We start from the raw sequence: 15,031 nt of genomic DNA, 5'->3' as shown, positions 1-15,031 counted from the left end.
CCTCAGTCGTGCGCCACGACGGCGACCGGTGAGGTGGCGTGGTGCATCACCGCGTGGGTGATGGGACCGATGCGGGCACCGAGTGCCGGACGGCGGATGCGCCGGCCGACCACGACGAGTGCCGCGTCGGATGCGGCGTCCAGGATCTGGATGGCGGGCTGGCCGATGACGATGCGTGCGTCGACGGCGAGTTGCGGGTACTTCTGCTCCCAGGGGCTCAGCAGCTCGCGGAGCATGGTCTCGAGTCCGTCGGCCATCTCCTTCGCGACGCCGGGATCGAGGGCGGGAGCGTAGGAGAAGATCGGCGGAAGCGACCAGCCGTGTACGACGACGAGGGGGCAGGCCCGCCGGTCCGCTTCCTCGCAGGCGAAGGCGAGTAGCCGGTCGCAGTTGCTGCGCACGTCCACTCCGAGCACCACCGGCCCGGCATCGTCCGCGTGCCCGGGCGGACGGTCTTCGCCGTCGATCGAGCGCACGAGGACGACGGGCGTCTCGGTCTCGGGGATCGTCGCCGATCCGGTCGAGCCCACGATGAACCCTGCGACGGTGCCGAGACCGCGTGAGCCGAGGACGAGCAGGTCCGCATCTGCTGCGGCCGAGGCGAGGGCCTTGGAGGCCGCGAGGCCTTTGGCGCAGTGGGTGCTGATGTCGAGCGTGCCGTGTTCGCGCAGCAGCCGGTCCCGGGTGAGCGAAAGGAGGTCCTCGGCCCACTGAGGACGCGGTTCGGGGGGCGGCGCGGCGAAGGGCCCGTACTGTGCCCAGTCCTCCGCGTGGATGAGTTCCAGATCCGCGCCGCGTAGTTCGGCCTCATGGGCGGCCCAGTCGGCTGCGGCGCTGCCGGCGCTCGACCCGTCCAGACCTACCGTGATCAGGTTCGACATGGTGTTCCTCCCGGGGTCGAATGGTCGGCTTCTCTCAGCCTCTTCCGCTTGCCGTGCCCTTGGGAAGGTCCGAGCGGCCCAACCGGGGACCGTTCGGCCCCTCCTCGCCCGGTCGGCTCTGTATGACCTCAGCGCAGGTGAGTCTGTTGTCGACGTCGACGACCCCGTCGACGCTCTGGCAGAGGCGGACCACGACGGGCAGCAGTCCCGGCTGCGGCACGGTGCCACTGAGCGTCACCAGGCCGTCGTCGACTTCGGCGGTGATGGCCGAAGGCGCGAGGTGGAGTGTCCGGGTGAGGACGTCCTCGAGGATCTCTTCCTGTATCGCGTGATCGTGGCGGAGGAAGAGCTGGATCAGATCGCTGCGACTGAGGATTCCGACCAGGCGGCCTTCCTCGTCGACCACCGGCAGCCGCTTGACCCGGTGCCGCTGCATGATGCGGGCCGCGCGGACCACGCTCCACTCGGGCCGGGCTGTGACAGTCGGGCTCGTCATCAGTTCCTGGGCTGTTGCCGCACCACCTGCGGGCCGCCGGCGGAGAAGGTCGGCTTCGGAGACGACGCCGACCGGATGCCCGGTTTCGTCGATCACGGGCAAGGCGGTGATGTCGAACTCCTTCAGCAGCCTGGCTATCTCCTTGAACGCGGTCGTGCGCCGGACGGTGACGGCGGTGTGCGTCATCAGGTCCGCGACACTGCGGTGCCTCATGGCGGTGATGCCCTCATGCGGAGAGGAGGACGGTGAAGTCCGCCTTGACGTCGACGACGCCCGGTACGGTGCCGGCGGCGCGTACGACGACGTCTTCCATCGCGGGGTCCGGCAGAGACCCGTTGAGGTAGGCGATGCCGTTGGCGACGTGGACGTGCACCTCGACAGGACCGTGCGCGTGGACATGCGCCTCACCGGGAACCTGCGGGAGCAGCTGGTACATGATCAGTTCGCGGATCTCGGTGCCGATGTCCTCGTCCGGGCGCAGGAAGACCTTGAGCAGGTCGCCGCGGCTGACGACGCCGACGAGGCGGCCGTCGGCGTCGACCACGGGAAGGCGCTTGAGGTGCCCGCGGGCCATCAGACGCGCCGCGGTGGGGATGGTGGCGTCCTTCGTCACGGTCACGGCCGGGCGGGTCATCAGCTGCTCGGCAGTGGTGTCGTGGGCCGTGTCGGTGCCTTGGGGCTTGAGCAGCAGGTCGGCTTCGGAGACGACGCCGACCACCTGTCCGTCCCGGGCCAGGACGGGGAGCGCGCTAACTTTCCACATCCGCAGCGCTTCCACGATGTCCTTGAACGCGGTTCCTTCGTCGACGGAGATCACGGCGTGTGTCATGACGTCCTCGACGTTGCGCAGGTGCTTCATGGTCTTCCTCCTCGATGCAACGACAGCTACTCGTGATGGTCTGAACGGCGACCCGTCCGCGGGTAGGGCTGTCCGGGGCCCGAGGAGGTCCGGCCGGCTCTGGTGGGCTCCGCCTCGGGGTGGTTCCATGGAAGTGCGGAAAGGGTCCTTGCGAGGATGCGGAGAAGCGGCCGAGCGCCGTGCACCGCACAATCGGGATCCGCGAGAAGCGGGCGGACTCTTTCCGCCCTTGCTGTGTGCTCGCACGGCCGTTCACCGGTTTTCGGTCCTTCAGTCGTGGGCGATGACGGCCACGGGGGCTGCTGCGTGGTGCAGGACCGCGTGGGCGGCCGAGCCCAGGTGTGCGCCGAGGGGAGAGCGGCGTACATGGCGTCCCACAACGACGAGTCCCGCGCCCTGCGAGGCACGGACGAGATGTCCGCCCGCCGATCCCATGAAGACGTTCTGGCTGACGTTCACGTCGGGGAACTTGTGCTGCCAGGGCAGCAGCATGTCGTCCACCATGTGTGTGACGCTCCTGCCGATGTCCCGTTCGTTGTCCGGGTCGAAGAAGGGGACGTAGCTGTAGGCGGCCGGCATCTTCCAGCCGTGGACAGCCCGCAGCGGGCAGTTGCGCCGGGCCGCCTCTTCGAAGGCGAAGGCGAGTACCCGGTCGCAGGCCTCGTGAACGTCGACCCCCACGACGACCTCGGCTGCGAATCCGGTGCCCGGGCCGTCCGGGTCGTCGGCGACGCGAACGAGCACGACCGGCGTGTCGGTCCCGACCACTGTGGACATCGCCACCGAGCCGACGATGAATCCGACCAGGCCGCCCAGCCCGCGCGATCCCAGAACCAGCAGCCCGGCGTCGGCGGCCTCGGCCGCGAGGGCGGCGGCCGGCCGTGCTGTCAGGCAGCGTGTCGTGATCTCCAGCTGCGGGTGGCGCCCGTGCAGCTCCTGAGCGGCTTCGGTCAGGGCCTGATCCGCCCAGCGATCTACGTCCTGGCGGCCCACACCGGGGAACACCGGGTCCAGGGGCCAGTCAACGGCGTGCACGAGACGCAGGGGCACCTGCCTCAGGATGGCTTCCCGCGCGGCCCAGCGTGCTGCTGCCCGGCTCTCCTCGGAGCCGTCGACTCCGACGGTCACGTGGTTCTTCATGGCTCTGACTCCCTTCGTGCGGTCCGGCGCTCATCACCACGGCATTGCGTGCCGGGCATGGTCCGCGTGGGTTGCCGTGTCGTCGGTGCGGGCGGTGACACGAGATGCCACCGCGACGACCCCGTCGAGCCGTTCGACGAGGCTGAGAAGTGCGGGGAGCTGACTCCGGCGCTCGACCTGGCCGTCCAGGGTGACGATGCCGTCCACCACGTGAACGTCGACGTCACCGGCTGGCACACCGAGCACGTCCGTGAGGACGTCGTCGGTGACACGCCGGCGTATCTCGGAGTCCGGGCGCAGGAACACGCGCAGCAGGTCCCGGCGGGTGACGATGCCGACGAGCCGGTCCTCCACGTCCACGACGGGGAGGCGTTCGATGCTCCGGCGGGTCATCAGCCGCGCGGCGTCAGCCGCTGTCTCTTCGGCATGGACGGTGACCGCGGGCGCGGACATCACCCCGCCCGCGCACGGCGGCCCAGCTGCCGTGCTGCTCTGCCCGGCGGAATGGGAGCCCGACACCGTGTGGGCGAGTAGGTCGGTCTGCGAAACGACGCCCATCACACGATCCTCGTCGTCCAGGACAGGGACTCCGGAGACGTCGTACTGGGCGAGGAGCTTCGCGACGTCCTTGAAGGCGGTACCCGGGGCCACGGAGACGACCTCGTCGGTCATCAGGTCCGCCACCTTGAGATGCTTCATGAGGCCCTCCTGCTCCGCCGTGTCACGCGAGGCTGATGTCCGGTGTGGGGTGTGCCCCCACCATCCACCGGTGACCGCTGGTGAGCGAGGGCCGAACGGCCCCGTTCAGGGGCCCTTAGGGGTCCGGGGTGCCGGGTCGCGACGTTGGGGACCTTTGGTCCCATCTGCGGCCCCGGGCGGCCCTCTTCCCAGAGCGTCGACGCTGCCAGCGTGAGGGGTGTCCCTCATTGGCTTCTCGGTTGGGAGGAATCGTGGAAAGTACGTTCCGCACCCCGGACACCAGCTCGGTCACGGTCGGCGTGGACGGCTCGGAATCGGCGCGCTTCGCCGCCCTGTGGGCGGCCAAGGAAGCCGTCCGCCGTGACCGTCCCCTGCACATCGTCTACGGCGCCGACACCGACGGCAGGGCCTTGTACCTGTCGGCGGAGACCATCGAACGGGTCCGCGTCAACGGCCGGGCACTCCTGGACGATACGGCGAAGGCTGTGTCGGCCGAGTACCCCGGGCTGACCGTGACCACCGAATTCAGCCGTGCGGGCGCCGTGGACACCCTGCACCGGGCCGGCGGGCTCCACGGCACGGTCGTGGTGGGCAACCGCGGCCTGGGCGGTTTCAACTCCCTCATGCTCGGGTCGGTCGGGCTGGGCACCGCGGCCATCGCCATGACGCCCGTCATCGTCGTCCGCGGCATCGACGGGGCCGATGAGACCGGCACGGTCCTCGCGGCGATCCGCGATGAGCACGACCTCCTGATCGCCCGGTACGCCGCCAAGGAAGCCGAGCTGCACAAGGCCTCCTTGCGGCTGCTGCACGTGTGGAACGTGCTCCAGTCCGTCGGTGAGGTGGTCAGCATGCTCGACGGCGTGGACGAGATCGCAGGCGGGCACGCAGAGACCCTGCGGGCCGTCGCGGACGTGGTCCGCGGTGAGTTCCCGGACCTGGAGGTTCAGGCCGATGCGGAGAAGAGCATCTCCGTGGCCGGTGTCCTGGTCGAGGCGTCCCGGCACGCCGACCTGCTCGTCATGGGCGGGCGCCGGGTCCCAGGGTCCCTCGGACTCGCCCCCAACCTGAGCAAGGCCACGCACAGCCTGCTGCACCACGCCCACTGCCCCGTCCTCCTCATTCCCCGGACCGGCAGTGACTTCGGGAGCCAGTCATGACCATCCACCCCGCAGGAAGCCACATCGTCGTGGGCATCGACCCGGTCAGGGACTGGCACCTTGCCCTGGCCTGGGCTGCGGACGAGGCACAACGGCGCAGGCTCCCGCTGCGCCTGGTTCTCGCGGTACCGCCCCAGCACGACACCCATCACGTCGATGACACCCCCGGCCAGACGGCCCTGCGGCAGGCCGGCTCAGACAGGCTCGAACAGGCGTGCAACTGGGTGCGTGACCGCCACCCGGAAGTGAGCGTCACCGGCGATCTGCTCGGCGGCTTCCCCGTCCCGGTCCTGGGCGCCTCAGCGAGAGAAGCCCGCATGATCGTCCTCGGATCCCGGCACCTGAGCCGCACCGCCGAGTTCTTCAGTGCCGGCTCGCTCGTGGTCCCCATCACGGCTCAGGCCCATTGCCCCGTCGTCGTCGTGGGCGACGCCGAGCACATCAGCCAGCAGCCGCCCTACGTCGTCGCGGGAATCGACGGCAGCGCGTCCGCCACTGCCGCGCTGGCCTTCGCCTTCGACGAGGCCGACCTTCGGGGGGCAGCGCTGCGGGTCGCCTGCGTGTGGCAGCCGTCGCTCATCATGCTCGACGACGAGGAGGTGGCGCTGCAGGCCCAGCGCACCTTGCTCTCCGAAGCCACCGCCGGCCTGTCGGAGAAGTACCCGGACGTCCATGTGACGCATGAGGTCCTCACCGGCCACCCGGTCGAGGAACTGGCCCGCGCCGCCGAACACGCGCTGGCCGTCGTCGTGGGCCGCCGCGGCCGCGGCGGATACACCGGCATGAGGATCGGATCCGTGGTCCACGGCCTGCTGCACCGTGCGCACTGCCCGGTGATCACCGTCCCCACCGGCTGACCCGCCATGACCAGCCGCGCGATCGACATGCCGTCCGTCGGCTCCTCGGAGCCGGCGGGGCTGACGCAGTCCGAAGCCGAAAGCCGACTCGCCCGGTACGGGCGCAACGAGGTGGCCCCGCCGCGGCCGACACCCCTGCACCGTCGGGTGCTGGCGCAGTTGCGCGATCCGCTGATCATGGTGCTGCTCGGTGCCGCCCTGCTGACCATCGCGATCGGTGACCACCCGGACGCCGTCGTCATCGGTCTGGTGGTCCTCTTCAACACGACCGTGGGAGTGGCCCAGGAGGTCCGGGCGGACCACGCGGTCGCCGCCCTCTCCGCGCTCTCGGCCCCGCACGCCCGAGTGCGGCGCGACGGTTCCGCCCACGAGGTGCCGGCAGCGCTGGTGGTGCCCGGTGACAGCCTGCTCCTGGGCGAGGGAGACATCGTCGCCGCGGATGCAGACCTCACCGAGGCGTCGGCGATCCTGCTGGACGAGTCCATGCTCACCGGCGAATCGGAACCCGTCGCCAAAACTGCCGGTGACACGGTCGGCGCCGGCACCGTCGTGGTGCGCGGTCGGGGTACCGCGACCGCCACGGCCACCGGATCCTCCAGCGCCCTCGGCCGGATCGCGGCGCTCCTCGGCGGGGAACACGAGCCGACCCCGCTCCAGCGCCGCCTCGCTTCCCTCGGCCGCGTTCTGGCTGCCGTCACCCTCGCCCTGTGCGTGCTGTTCTTCGCCCTGGGCCTCGTACGCGGTCTCGGCGTGAGCACGATGGCGGTCACCGCCATCAGCCTGGCCGTCGCCGCGGTGCCCGAATCCCTGCCCGCCGTGGTCACCCTCGCCCTCGCCCTCGGGGCCCGCCGCATGGCGGCCCGGGGTGCTCTGATCCGGCGCCTGCCGGCGGTCGAGACACTCGGCTCGGTGAGCGTGCTGGCCACGGACAAGACCGGCACCCTCACCGAGGGCCGCATGGTCGTCCAGCACGTGTGGACGCCGTCCGGAGCCGCCGACGTGTCCGGCAGCGGATACGAACCCCACGGAGCCCTGACCCGTTCCGGACGCTCCCTGACACCCGAGCAGCTCCGCCCACTACAGGAGCTCCTCACCACGGCGGCACTGTGCAACGACGCAAGCCTGAAACCGCCCCAGAGCGGATCCGACATGTGGACGGCCGTGGGCGATCCCATGGAGGCCGCACTGCTGGCAGCCGCTGCCAAGGCCGGCTGCCCCGACCCTGCCGAGCTGCACCGGGACTGCCCCCGGATCGGAGAAGCCCCCTTTGACAGCCTGCGCAAACGGATGACCACCCTCCACCACCTGCCGGACGGCAACGTTCTGGTCTGCCTCAAAGGGGCGCCCGAGGCCGTCCTGGCTCCTACGGTGCTCGCCGAGCCGCCCGAGATCCTGGACCAGGCCCGCCGACGGGCAGCCGAGCTGGCCTCGCACGGATTCAGGGTCCTGGCGGTGGCAGGCACCGAACGGCTCCAGTGGAATCCGCCCGCCACCGAGGCGGAATGCGGACTGGGCCTTCTCGGCCTGATCGCCATCAGCGATCCGCCGAAAGCGGCGGCCGCGGCCACCTTGGCCGCCTGCCGCGCCGCCGGCATCACCCCGATCATGATCACCGGCGACCACCCCGCGACGGCCCACGCCATCGCCGTACGCATCGGCCTCGTAGAGGACGGGCCGGCCGATGCAGTGGTCACCGGCCCCGAGCTGGCCGCAGCACCGGACACCGACCTGACCGCGGTCCGGGTCTTCGCCCGGACCGATCCCCAGCAGAAGCTCGACATCGTCCACGCCTGGCGGGCCCGCGGCGCAGTGACCGCCATGACCGGGGACGGCGTCAACGACGGCCCAGCCCTACGCCAGGCCGACATCGGCGTCGCCATGGGCGCCCGCGGCACGGAGGTGGCCCGCCAGGCCGCCGACCTCGTCCTCACCGACGACGAGCTCTCCACCGTGATCACGGCTGTCCAGGAAGGCCGCCGCGTCTACGACAACATCCGACGCTTCCTCGTCTACGCCATGGCCGGCGGAGCCGCCGAGATCCTCGTGATGCTGGCAGGTCCCCTGCTCGGCCTGGCCCTGCCGCTGCGGGCGGGGCAGATCCTGTGGATCAACCTCCTCACCCACGGCCTGACCGGCGTGGCCATGGGCGCGGAACCCGCCGCACCGGAAGCCATGCGGCGCCCGCCCCGGCCGCCCGGGCAGCACATCCTGGCCGCAGGAGTGTGGCAGCGCCTGCTCGTCCTCGCCGTGGCCGTGACGGCGTTGAGCCTGATCGCCGGCATGGGCGCGCGCGCCATGGGCCTGCCCTGGCAGAGCGTGCTCTTCCTGTCTCTGCTCGGGGCCCAACTGGGCGTGGCTCTGGGGTTGAGGGCTCGGTTGTTCACCCGCCAGAACCTCTTCCTCCCGGCCTCCGTGGCGGCCTCCGCCCTCCTGGCGATGGCTGCCCTGCACGTTCCCGCTCTGCAGTCGCTGCTGGACACCCAGCCGGTCGGCTGGGCCGGCGCGGGGCTCGCCACGGCGGCAGCCCTCGCAGCATTCGTCACGGCCCGGCTCCTGCGCAGCGCATTCCACAGAAGGGCATGACCATGAACGCCTATTCACCTGCCGACGGCCATGGGATCCACGCCATGGTGGGCGACCAGATCGTCGTCGGCGGCCCCACCATCGGAAAGCCCGGCCGTGACGGCGAAGTCATCGCCCTGCACCATGACGACGGAACCCCGCCGTACGACGTGCGCTGGTCCGACACCGGCCGTACCAGCGTGTTCTTCCCCGGCCCGGACGCCCACGTCCGGCACCTGCACGACGACGGCAGGACGCGGTACGAGGAGAGGCCGAACAGCGCAACGGCCTCCCACTGAGTGGGAAGGCCGGGCCCTCCGGCCGGGGATACCGTGGAAGTGGTGGCCTTCTCGCCATCACTTCCGGCCGGAGGCGGGCATGAGCACAGGGGAACAGCCCACCGGCAGCGGTGTTCCTCGACTGCGGCTCGACGAACTGCTGGACGAGCTGCAGGTACGGATCGACGAGGTCAGAGGCACGCGGGACCGGCTGAACGGTCTGCTCGAAGCCGTCATGTCCGTGGGCCGGGAGCTGGACCTGCCGCAGGTCCTACAAGGCATCGTCGAGGCCGCCGCGGTGCTCGTGGACGCCGAGTACGGGGCCCTCGGAGTCATCGGGAACGACAAGAAGCTGGCCGAGTTCCTGCCCGTCGGCATCAGCGACAGCCTCCGCGCACAGATCGGAGACCTGCCCTCCGGCCACGGCATCCTCGGCGAGCTGATCCGCCACCCCGAACCGCTGCGACTGTCGGAGCTGTCTGAGCACCCCGCCTCGTACGGGTTCCCGGACCACCACCCGCCGATGCACTCCTTCCTCGGTGTCCCGATCCGGGTCCGCGAGGACGTCTTCGGCAACCTCTACCTGACCGAGAAGCGCGGCGGAGCCGAGTTCGATGCCGAGGACGAGGCGGTCCTGTCCACCCTCGCCGTCGCGGCCGGCATCGCCATCGAGAACGCCCGGCTCTTCGAGGAGGTCCGGCTGCGTGAGCGCTGGCTGGAGGCCAGCTCCGACATCACCAGCGCCCTGCTCTCAGGAGCGCCCGAGGAGGAGGTCCTCGAGGGCATGCTGGAACGGGCCAAGGACATCACCGGCGCCGACATGGTCGTTTTCTACCTGCTCGGCTCCGCCGGTGAACTGCGAGGCTCCCTCGCGCTCGGGGAGGGAGCCGAGGCGCACCGCGGGATCGTCCTGCCCAGCACCCAGGGCACTCTCGCCGAGGCCGCACTGGCACGCAACGGCCTCATCACGGTTCCCAACGTGGCGACCGACGAGCGCGTCACTGTGCAACCCGAGCGGTGGACGGGCTTCGGCCCGGCCGTGGCCGTCACCGTTGGCACCAAGGAAAAGCTCAGCGGCGTCCTGATGCTCGCCCGGCGGCACGGTCGCCCCGTGTTCGCCACTACGGAGGTCGCCCCGCTCCCGGGGTTCGCGGGCCAGGCCGCCCTCGCGTTGGAGCTCGCCGACCGGCGCCGCGACACCGAGCAGATGAGCCTGCTGGAGGACCACGACCGCATCGCTCGCGACCTGCACGACCTGGCCATCCAGCGCCTCTTCGCCACCGGCATGACCCTCCAGAGCGCCCAGCGCTTCGTCGACCATCCCCAGGCGTCCGAACGCCTCGCCCGCGCCGTGGACGACCTCGACGCCACCATCAAGATCATCCGATCGACCATCTTCGGACTCCGCGAGCACGAAACCCCCGGGGAGGCGTCCAAGCTGCGCTCCCGCGCCGTTCAGGCCCTGGACGGGGCGGCCGCAGCCCTCGGCTTCGCGCCGGCCCTCAGAATGGAGGGTCTGATCGACACCGACGTACCGTCCCCCGTCGCGGACGAGGTCCTGGCCGTGGTGGGGGAAGCCCTGAGGTTCCCCCGAGATGCGGGGATGGGTGACAGGGGGTCAGATGGGTCTCATGAGAGGAACCCGGACGATGTCCGCACCGAGGAAGTATCCGTTGGAGTTGCGTGAGCGTGCGGTGCGGATGTATCGCGCCGCGGAGCCGAAGCCGGTGATCCGTCGTATGGCCGAGGATCTCGGTGTGCATCACGAGGCTCTGCGGAACTGGATCCGTCAGGCCGAGGCCGACGCCGGCGAACGGGGAGACCTGCTCACCACCGCGGAGCGTGAGGAACTGGCGGCCTTGCGGAAGGAGAATGTCCAGCTCAAGCGGGCGAATGAGGTTCTGCGGACGGCGTCGGCTTTTTTCGCGGCGCAGCTCGACCCGACCCGGCCCAGGTGACAGGACTCCTCGACGAGCACCCACACCTGGGGGTCGAGCCCGTACTCCGGGAACTCTCCCTCCCCTCTTCCACCTACTACCGTTGGCGCCGGGCGGAGAAGGAGCCGTGCGAGCGGCGCCGCCGGGACATCGAGCTGACGGACCGTATCCGCCAGGTCCACGACGCCTCCGGCGGGATCTACGGCTCACCGCGCGTCCACGCCGTCCTGCGGCGCGAGGGCACCCGAGTCGGCCGCAAACGCGTCGAACGGCTCATGCGCCAGGCCGGCCTCCAGGGCCTCAGTCCCCGCAAGGCCAAGGGCTTCACCCGCCGCGACCCGAACGCCGAGCTCGCCCCGGACCTGGTCGGGCGCGACTTCACCGCGACCGGGCCGAACCGGCTGTGGGTCACCGACCTGACCATGATCGCCACACTGGAGGGCCCGCTGTGGCTCTCCGCGATCCGCGACGCCTTCTCCCGCCGCGTCGTCGCCTGGGAAACCTCCGCCCGCGCCGACGCCGACCTGGTCCTGACCACGCTTGAGTACGCCCTCGCCTCCCGCGAGCCCATCACCGGCGAACTCATTCACCACGCCGACCACGGCTGCCAATACACGTCCGTGAAGCTCACAACACGCCTGCTCAGAGCCGGGATCCAAGCCTCCATGGGCTCCGTCGGCGACTCGTATGACAACGCCCTCGCCGAGAATCTGTGGATGCTTGTCAAGACCGAGTGCGTCCGCGGCCGCGTCTTCGCCACACGTGCCGAGGCGAACCTCGCACTCTTCAACTACATCGACGGCTTCTACAACCCCCACCGCATCCAGGAACGACTCGGCTACCTCAGCCCCATCGAGTTCGAGGAGAAGCACTACGCCAACCAGGCAGCCACCGAACAAGTGAACCTGAAACCACGTCAACCCGCCCTGACCAGCTAGTCAACCACTCCCGCACAGCGGGGGAACCTCACCCTCACCAACGTCGCCCGTCATGCCGAGGCCACGCGCGTCGAGGTCTCGATCGTTGCGGCCGACGGGAACCTGACCCTCACCGTGACGGACAACGGCGTCGGCCTGCCCGCGGGCGGTCGGCGCAGCGGACTGCGGAACCTGGCAGAGCGTGCCGAAAGGCTCAGCGGCCGGATGGACGTCGTAGCGCGGGGCAACGGTGAATCGGGCACTCGCCTGGAGTGGCAGGTGCCCCTGGTCCCGCCCCCGCAGTGACCGTCGCCGACGTCCTACTGCTTTGCGGTCCCGACGTCGTGCTCGTGCACCTGGGCGGCGATGACGGCAGCCTGGACCCGCCGCTCCACGCCGAGCTTGCCCAGCAGCCGGGAGATGTGGTTCTTGACCGTCTTCTCGGACAGGTAGAGCTGCTTCGCGATCTGCCGGTTGGTGAGGCCCTCGCCGATGAGCTCCAGCACTGCCCGCTCGCGTTCTGACAGAGCCGCCAGGCGGGCATCCTCCGGTTCCTTGGCGCTCTCAGGGTCCCGCAGGGAGCGCATCAGACGGGCGGTGGTGGCCGGGTCCAGCATGGACTGCCCGGTGGCCACCGTCCGTACGGCGGAGACCAGATCGGAACCCTTGATCTGCTTCAGCACGTACCCGGCGGCGCCCGCCATGATCGCGTCCAGCAGCGCGTCCTCGTCATCGAACGACGTCAGCATGAGGCAGGCAAGGCCGGGCATGCGAGAGCGCAGCTCGCGACAGACGGTGATGCCGTCGCTGTCGGGAAGCCGTACGTCGAGCACGGCCACGTCCGGGCGCAGTGCCGGCCCGCGGGCCAGCGCCTGCTCGGCCGTGCCCGCCTCGCCCACGACGGTGATGTCCGGTTCGGCGTCCAGAAGGTCCCGCAGTCCGCGCCGGACCACTTCGTGGTCGTCGAGGAGGAACACCTTGATCGGCGCCTCGGCGGATGCCTTCGGGTCATCGGACATGATCGCCCCTGGTTCGGTCCCCATGACGCTTCCCATCCGCATTGTCTCAGGAAGGCGTGCAACGCACCCCGTGGCCGTGAGAAGGCGCTAGGCAGCGACGGCGCCGTTCAGCTCCATCCGGACGTCCACGACACCCTCGACCGCTCGGATCGCCCGCGCGAGCAGGGGGACCAGGGCCCGGTCCCGCAGCGGGCCGCGCAGGATGACGACGCCGTCTCGTACGGCGAAGTCCACGTTCACGCCGGGTGTCAGTTCGGTGAGCACGCTCTGGCGGATCTCCTCCTCGAGTTCCTCGTCGGGCCGCAGGAACACCTTCAGGAGGTCGCTGCGGCTGACCACACCCTCCAGCATGCCGAGCGCGTTCACCACGGGCAGGCGCTTGACGTGCTTGTGCGCCATGATCCGGGCGGCTTCGGCGACGGGCGCGTCGGGATGCACCGTGATCGCCGGGCTCGACATGAGCTCCTCGGCCAGCACCCCGGCGGCCTTCGACGCCTCCTCCAGCTGACCGGGCAGAGAGGGATCCGTCCGCCGGAACTCCTCTTTCGGCAGCAGGTCCGCCTCGGAGACCAAGCCGACGACCCGGCCCTCGCCTTCCAAGACGGGGACCGCGCTGACCTTCCACTGGTGCATCAGCTCGACGATCTCCTTGTAGGACGCCTCGCGGCCGATGGCGATGGCGGTGTGCGTCATGACGTCACTGACGGTGTAGCGGGATGCGGGCATGACCGGCTCCTTTGCCGTGCGGACGATCAGAGGAAGCTGCCGCTGCCGTAGGGCGCGTACAGATCGAGAAGGCGCACGCGGGCGGCCTGTAGCCGGTTGGCGAGGACCTGCCCGACCCAGTGGCCCAGGGCCGAGCCGAAGGCGGCGTCGGCGTCCATCAGCGTTCGTACGCGCTCCGCGTCGAACTCGTATGCGCGGACGGGCGTCATCGCCTCGGCACCCAGACGCCAGGAGTACGGCTTGAAGAGCCACGAGCACCCGACCAGCTGACCGGCGCTGAGGCTATCGATGACCGCGGCGCGTCGACCGGGCACATGGACTTCCAGGGTCACGGTGCCGGACCGGACGATCCAGAACCGGTCGGCGTGGCCACCTTCGCGGAAGAGACGGGTCCCTTCGTCGAAGTTGACCTCTTGAGCCAGTTCCATCAGACGGGAGCGGCAGTCGGCGGGCAGCGCGTCGGAGATACGGGTGGGTGAAGGGGTGTTCGAAGGGGTGTTCATGAACGGCCTCCTGTTCGAGTCCGTCTTCAGTCTTGGTGTTCCTGCCGGTCCCGGGCATGGGCCCTGTGGCCCCGTCTGTGGGCCGACCGGCCCATGCCCAGGGTTGGTGGAGCCGGAGATCCTGGCAGCAGATGGCCGGCACGCGGCCATCGACCCCGTCCACCCGGTAGGTGCGCGATGTACTGGAATGGCCATGGAATGGGGGCCTGGGGATGGTTCGCCATGTCCCTCACCACGCTGATCGTCTGGACCCTGATCATCGCGGCGACCGTCCTTGTGGTCCGTGCCCTCAGGCGAGACGGTGCGGACGGGCGCACAACACCCGCGCCGTACCCAGCCTCCGACAAGGGGGCAGAGGGACTTCTCGCGGAACGATTCGCCAGAGGCGAGATCGACGACGAAGAATACAGTCGGCGGCTCGCGGTGCTGCGAAGCCATGCCCCAGGGCCCATGCCCCTTTGAGGAGCCGACAGCGGGCAAGGGCACCGGCGTCCCGCCCGCTTGGCCAAGGATGCAGATGATGAAGAGAGACCCGGCCGTTACGACCACCAGCTCGCCTGCCGTCAGCATGCCGGGACGACAGATGGAAGAGCTCAGCGCGGACGAGGCGCTGCAGTTGCTGGGCACCGTCGAACTGGGCCGGATCGTGTTCACCCGTCACGCGCTGCCCGCCGTGCGTCCGGTCAACCACCTTCTCGACGCCGGCGACATCATCGTCCAGGTCGAGGACGTCTCGACGCTGGCAGCCTTGCTCGCGGCACAGGGGGATGCGGGCGTGGTCGTCGCGTACGAAGCCGACGTCATCGATCAAGGGGAACGCCTGGGGTGGAGCGTGGTCGCCACCGGTTACGCCACCGCCGTCACCGCCCCCGACGAGGTCGAACGCTACGCGCATCTCCTGCAGCCTTGGGTCGAGGGCACCGCATCGGGCGCGATCCGGATCAGGCCCGACATCGTCACCGGCTTCCGTCTGCGAAAGAGCAGCACGTAGCGGTCG

At 70.0% G+C, this 15,031-nt stretch carries 17 protein-coding genes and 1 pseudogene; 10 read left to right on the top strand and 8 right to left on the bottom strand.

Annotated features, from left to right (window positions below):
* Window positions 1-2: 2 nt before the first annotated feature.
* From ACTVZO_RS04570 to ACTVZO_RS04550, 5 genes are all read right to left on the bottom strand, one after another.
* Complete coding sequence (locus ACTVZO_RS04570; protein ID WP_443297113.1) at window positions 3-881, bottom strand: universal stress protein; 879 nt, start codon at window positions 879-881, stop codon at window positions 3-5.
* A 34-nt stretch (window positions 882-915) separates the two neighbouring features.
* A complete protein-coding gene (locus ACTVZO_RS04565) occupies window positions 916-1,590 on the bottom strand; it encodes a CBS domain-containing protein (RefSeq protein WP_443297112.1) in 675 nt (224 codons plus the stop codon).
* A 13-nt stretch (window positions 1,591-1,603) separates the two neighbouring features.
* Complete coding sequence (locus ACTVZO_RS04560) at window positions 1,604-2,236, bottom strand: CBS domain-containing protein (RefSeq protein ID WP_443297111.1); 633 nt, start codon at window positions 2,234-2,236, stop codon at window positions 1,604-1,606.
* Between the two features lie 270 nt (window positions 2,237-2,506).
* A complete protein-coding gene (locus ACTVZO_RS04555) occupies window positions 2,507-3,376 on the bottom strand; it encodes a universal stress protein (protein WP_443297110.1) in 870 nt (289 codons plus the stop codon).
* A 33-nt stretch (window positions 3,377-3,409) separates the two neighbouring features.
* Window positions 3,410-4,075 carry a CBS domain-containing protein gene (locus ACTVZO_RS04550; protein ID WP_443297109.1) on the bottom strand — a complete coding sequence of 222 codons (666 nt, stop codon included), beginning with the start codon at window positions 4,073-4,075 and terminating at the stop codon, window positions 3,410-3,412.
* Window positions 4,076-4,326: 251 nt separating this feature from the next.
* Between ACTVZO_RS04550 and ACTVZO_RS04545 the strand changes: the two genes are divergently transcribed.
* The 8 genes and pseudogenes from ACTVZO_RS04545 to ACTVZO_RS04510 all read left to right on the top strand — a co-directional run.
* Complete coding sequence (locus ACTVZO_RS04545; protein ID WP_443297108.1) at window positions 4,327-5,235, top strand: universal stress protein; 909 nt, start codon at window positions 4,327-4,329, stop codon at window positions 5,233-5,235.
* Complete coding sequence (locus ACTVZO_RS04540) at window positions 5,232-6,092, top strand: universal stress protein (protein WP_443297107.1); 861 nt, start codon at window positions 5,232-5,234, stop codon at window positions 6,090-6,092. Before ACTVZO_RS04545 ends, ACTVZO_RS04540 begins: the two co-directional genes overlap by 4 nt.
* Before the next feature lie 6 nt (window positions 6,093-6,098).
* The gene (locus tag ACTVZO_RS04535; RefSeq protein ID WP_443297106.1) at window positions 6,099-8,675 is read left to right on the top strand and encodes a cation-translocating P-type ATPase; all 2,577 of its coding nucleotides are present in this window, start codon (window positions 6,099-6,101) and stop codon (window positions 8,673-8,675) included.
* A gap of 2 nt (window positions 8,676-8,677) precedes the next feature.
* On the top strand, window positions 8,678-8,953 hold the full coding sequence (locus ACTVZO_RS04530) for a DUF1918 domain-containing protein (RefSeq protein ID WP_443297105.1): 276 nt from the start codon (window positions 8,678-8,680) through the stop codon (window positions 8,951-8,953).
* Window positions 8,954-9,032: 79 nt separating this feature from the next.
* Entirely contained in the window at window positions 9,033-10,619 is a 1,587-nt protein-coding gene (locus ACTVZO_RS04525; RefSeq protein WP_443297104.1) for a GAF domain-containing protein, read from the top strand.
* Entirely contained in the window at window positions 10,606-10,890 is a 285-nt protein-coding gene (locus tag ACTVZO_RS04520) for a transposase (RefSeq protein WP_443297103.1), read from the top strand. The genes ACTVZO_RS04525 and ACTVZO_RS04520 overlap by 14 nt, the downstream gene beginning before the upstream one ends.
* Entirely contained in the window at window positions 10,887-11,807 is a 921-nt protein-coding gene (locus ACTVZO_RS04515) for an IS3 family transposase (RefSeq protein ID WP_443297102.1), read from the top strand. The genes ACTVZO_RS04520 and ACTVZO_RS04515 overlap by 4 nt, the downstream gene beginning before the upstream one ends.
* Before the next feature lie 45 nt (window positions 11,808-11,852).
* Window positions 11,853-12,092: pseudogene (locus ACTVZO_RS04510) on the top strand (ATP-binding protein); the annotation flags it as partial.
* 14 nt (window positions 12,093-12,106) lie between these two features.
* Here ACTVZO_RS04510 and ACTVZO_RS04505 read toward each other — a convergent pair.
* From ACTVZO_RS04505 to ACTVZO_RS04495, 3 genes are all read right to left on the bottom strand, one after another.
* Window positions 12,107-12,805 carry a response regulator gene (locus ACTVZO_RS04505; protein ID WP_443297101.1) on the bottom strand — a complete coding sequence of 233 codons (699 nt, stop codon included), beginning with the start codon at window positions 12,803-12,805 and terminating at the stop codon, window positions 12,107-12,109.
* A gap of 87 nt (window positions 12,806-12,892) precedes the next feature.
* Window positions 12,893-13,531, bottom strand: coding sequence for a CBS domain-containing protein (locus ACTVZO_RS04500; RefSeq protein ID WP_443297100.1), 639 nt, complete (start codon window positions 13,529-13,531; stop codon window positions 12,893-12,895).
* Window positions 13,532-13,557: 26 nt separating this feature from the next.
* On the bottom strand, window positions 13,558-14,034 hold the full coding sequence (locus ACTVZO_RS04495; RefSeq protein ID WP_443297099.1) for a Crp/Fnr family transcriptional regulator: 477 nt from the start codon (window positions 14,032-14,034) through the stop codon (window positions 13,558-13,560).
* Window positions 14,035-14,127: 93 nt separating this feature from the next.
* On the opposite strand from ACTVZO_RS04495, the gene ACTVZO_RS04490 reads away from it, so the two are divergent.
* Window positions 14,128-14,496, top strand: a complete 369-nt coding sequence (locus ACTVZO_RS04490; RefSeq protein ID WP_443297098.1) for an SHOCT domain-containing protein — start codon at window positions 14,128-14,130, stop codon at window positions 14,494-14,496.
* A 55-nt stretch (window positions 14,497-14,551) separates the two neighbouring features.
* A complete protein-coding gene (locus ACTVZO_RS04485) occupies window positions 14,552-15,025 on the top strand; it encodes a pyridoxamine 5'-phosphate oxidase family protein (protein WP_443297097.1) in 474 nt (157 codons plus the stop codon).
* Window positions 15,026-15,031: the final 6 nt, after the last annotated feature.

It is taken from the genome of Streptomyces sp. IBSNAI002 (assembly GCF_052244475.1).
Classification (GTDB): domain Bacteria; phylum Actinomycetota; class Actinomycetes; order Streptomycetales; family Streptomycetaceae; genus Streptomyces.
This window is presented reverse-complemented; position numbering and strand designations above follow the sequence as displayed.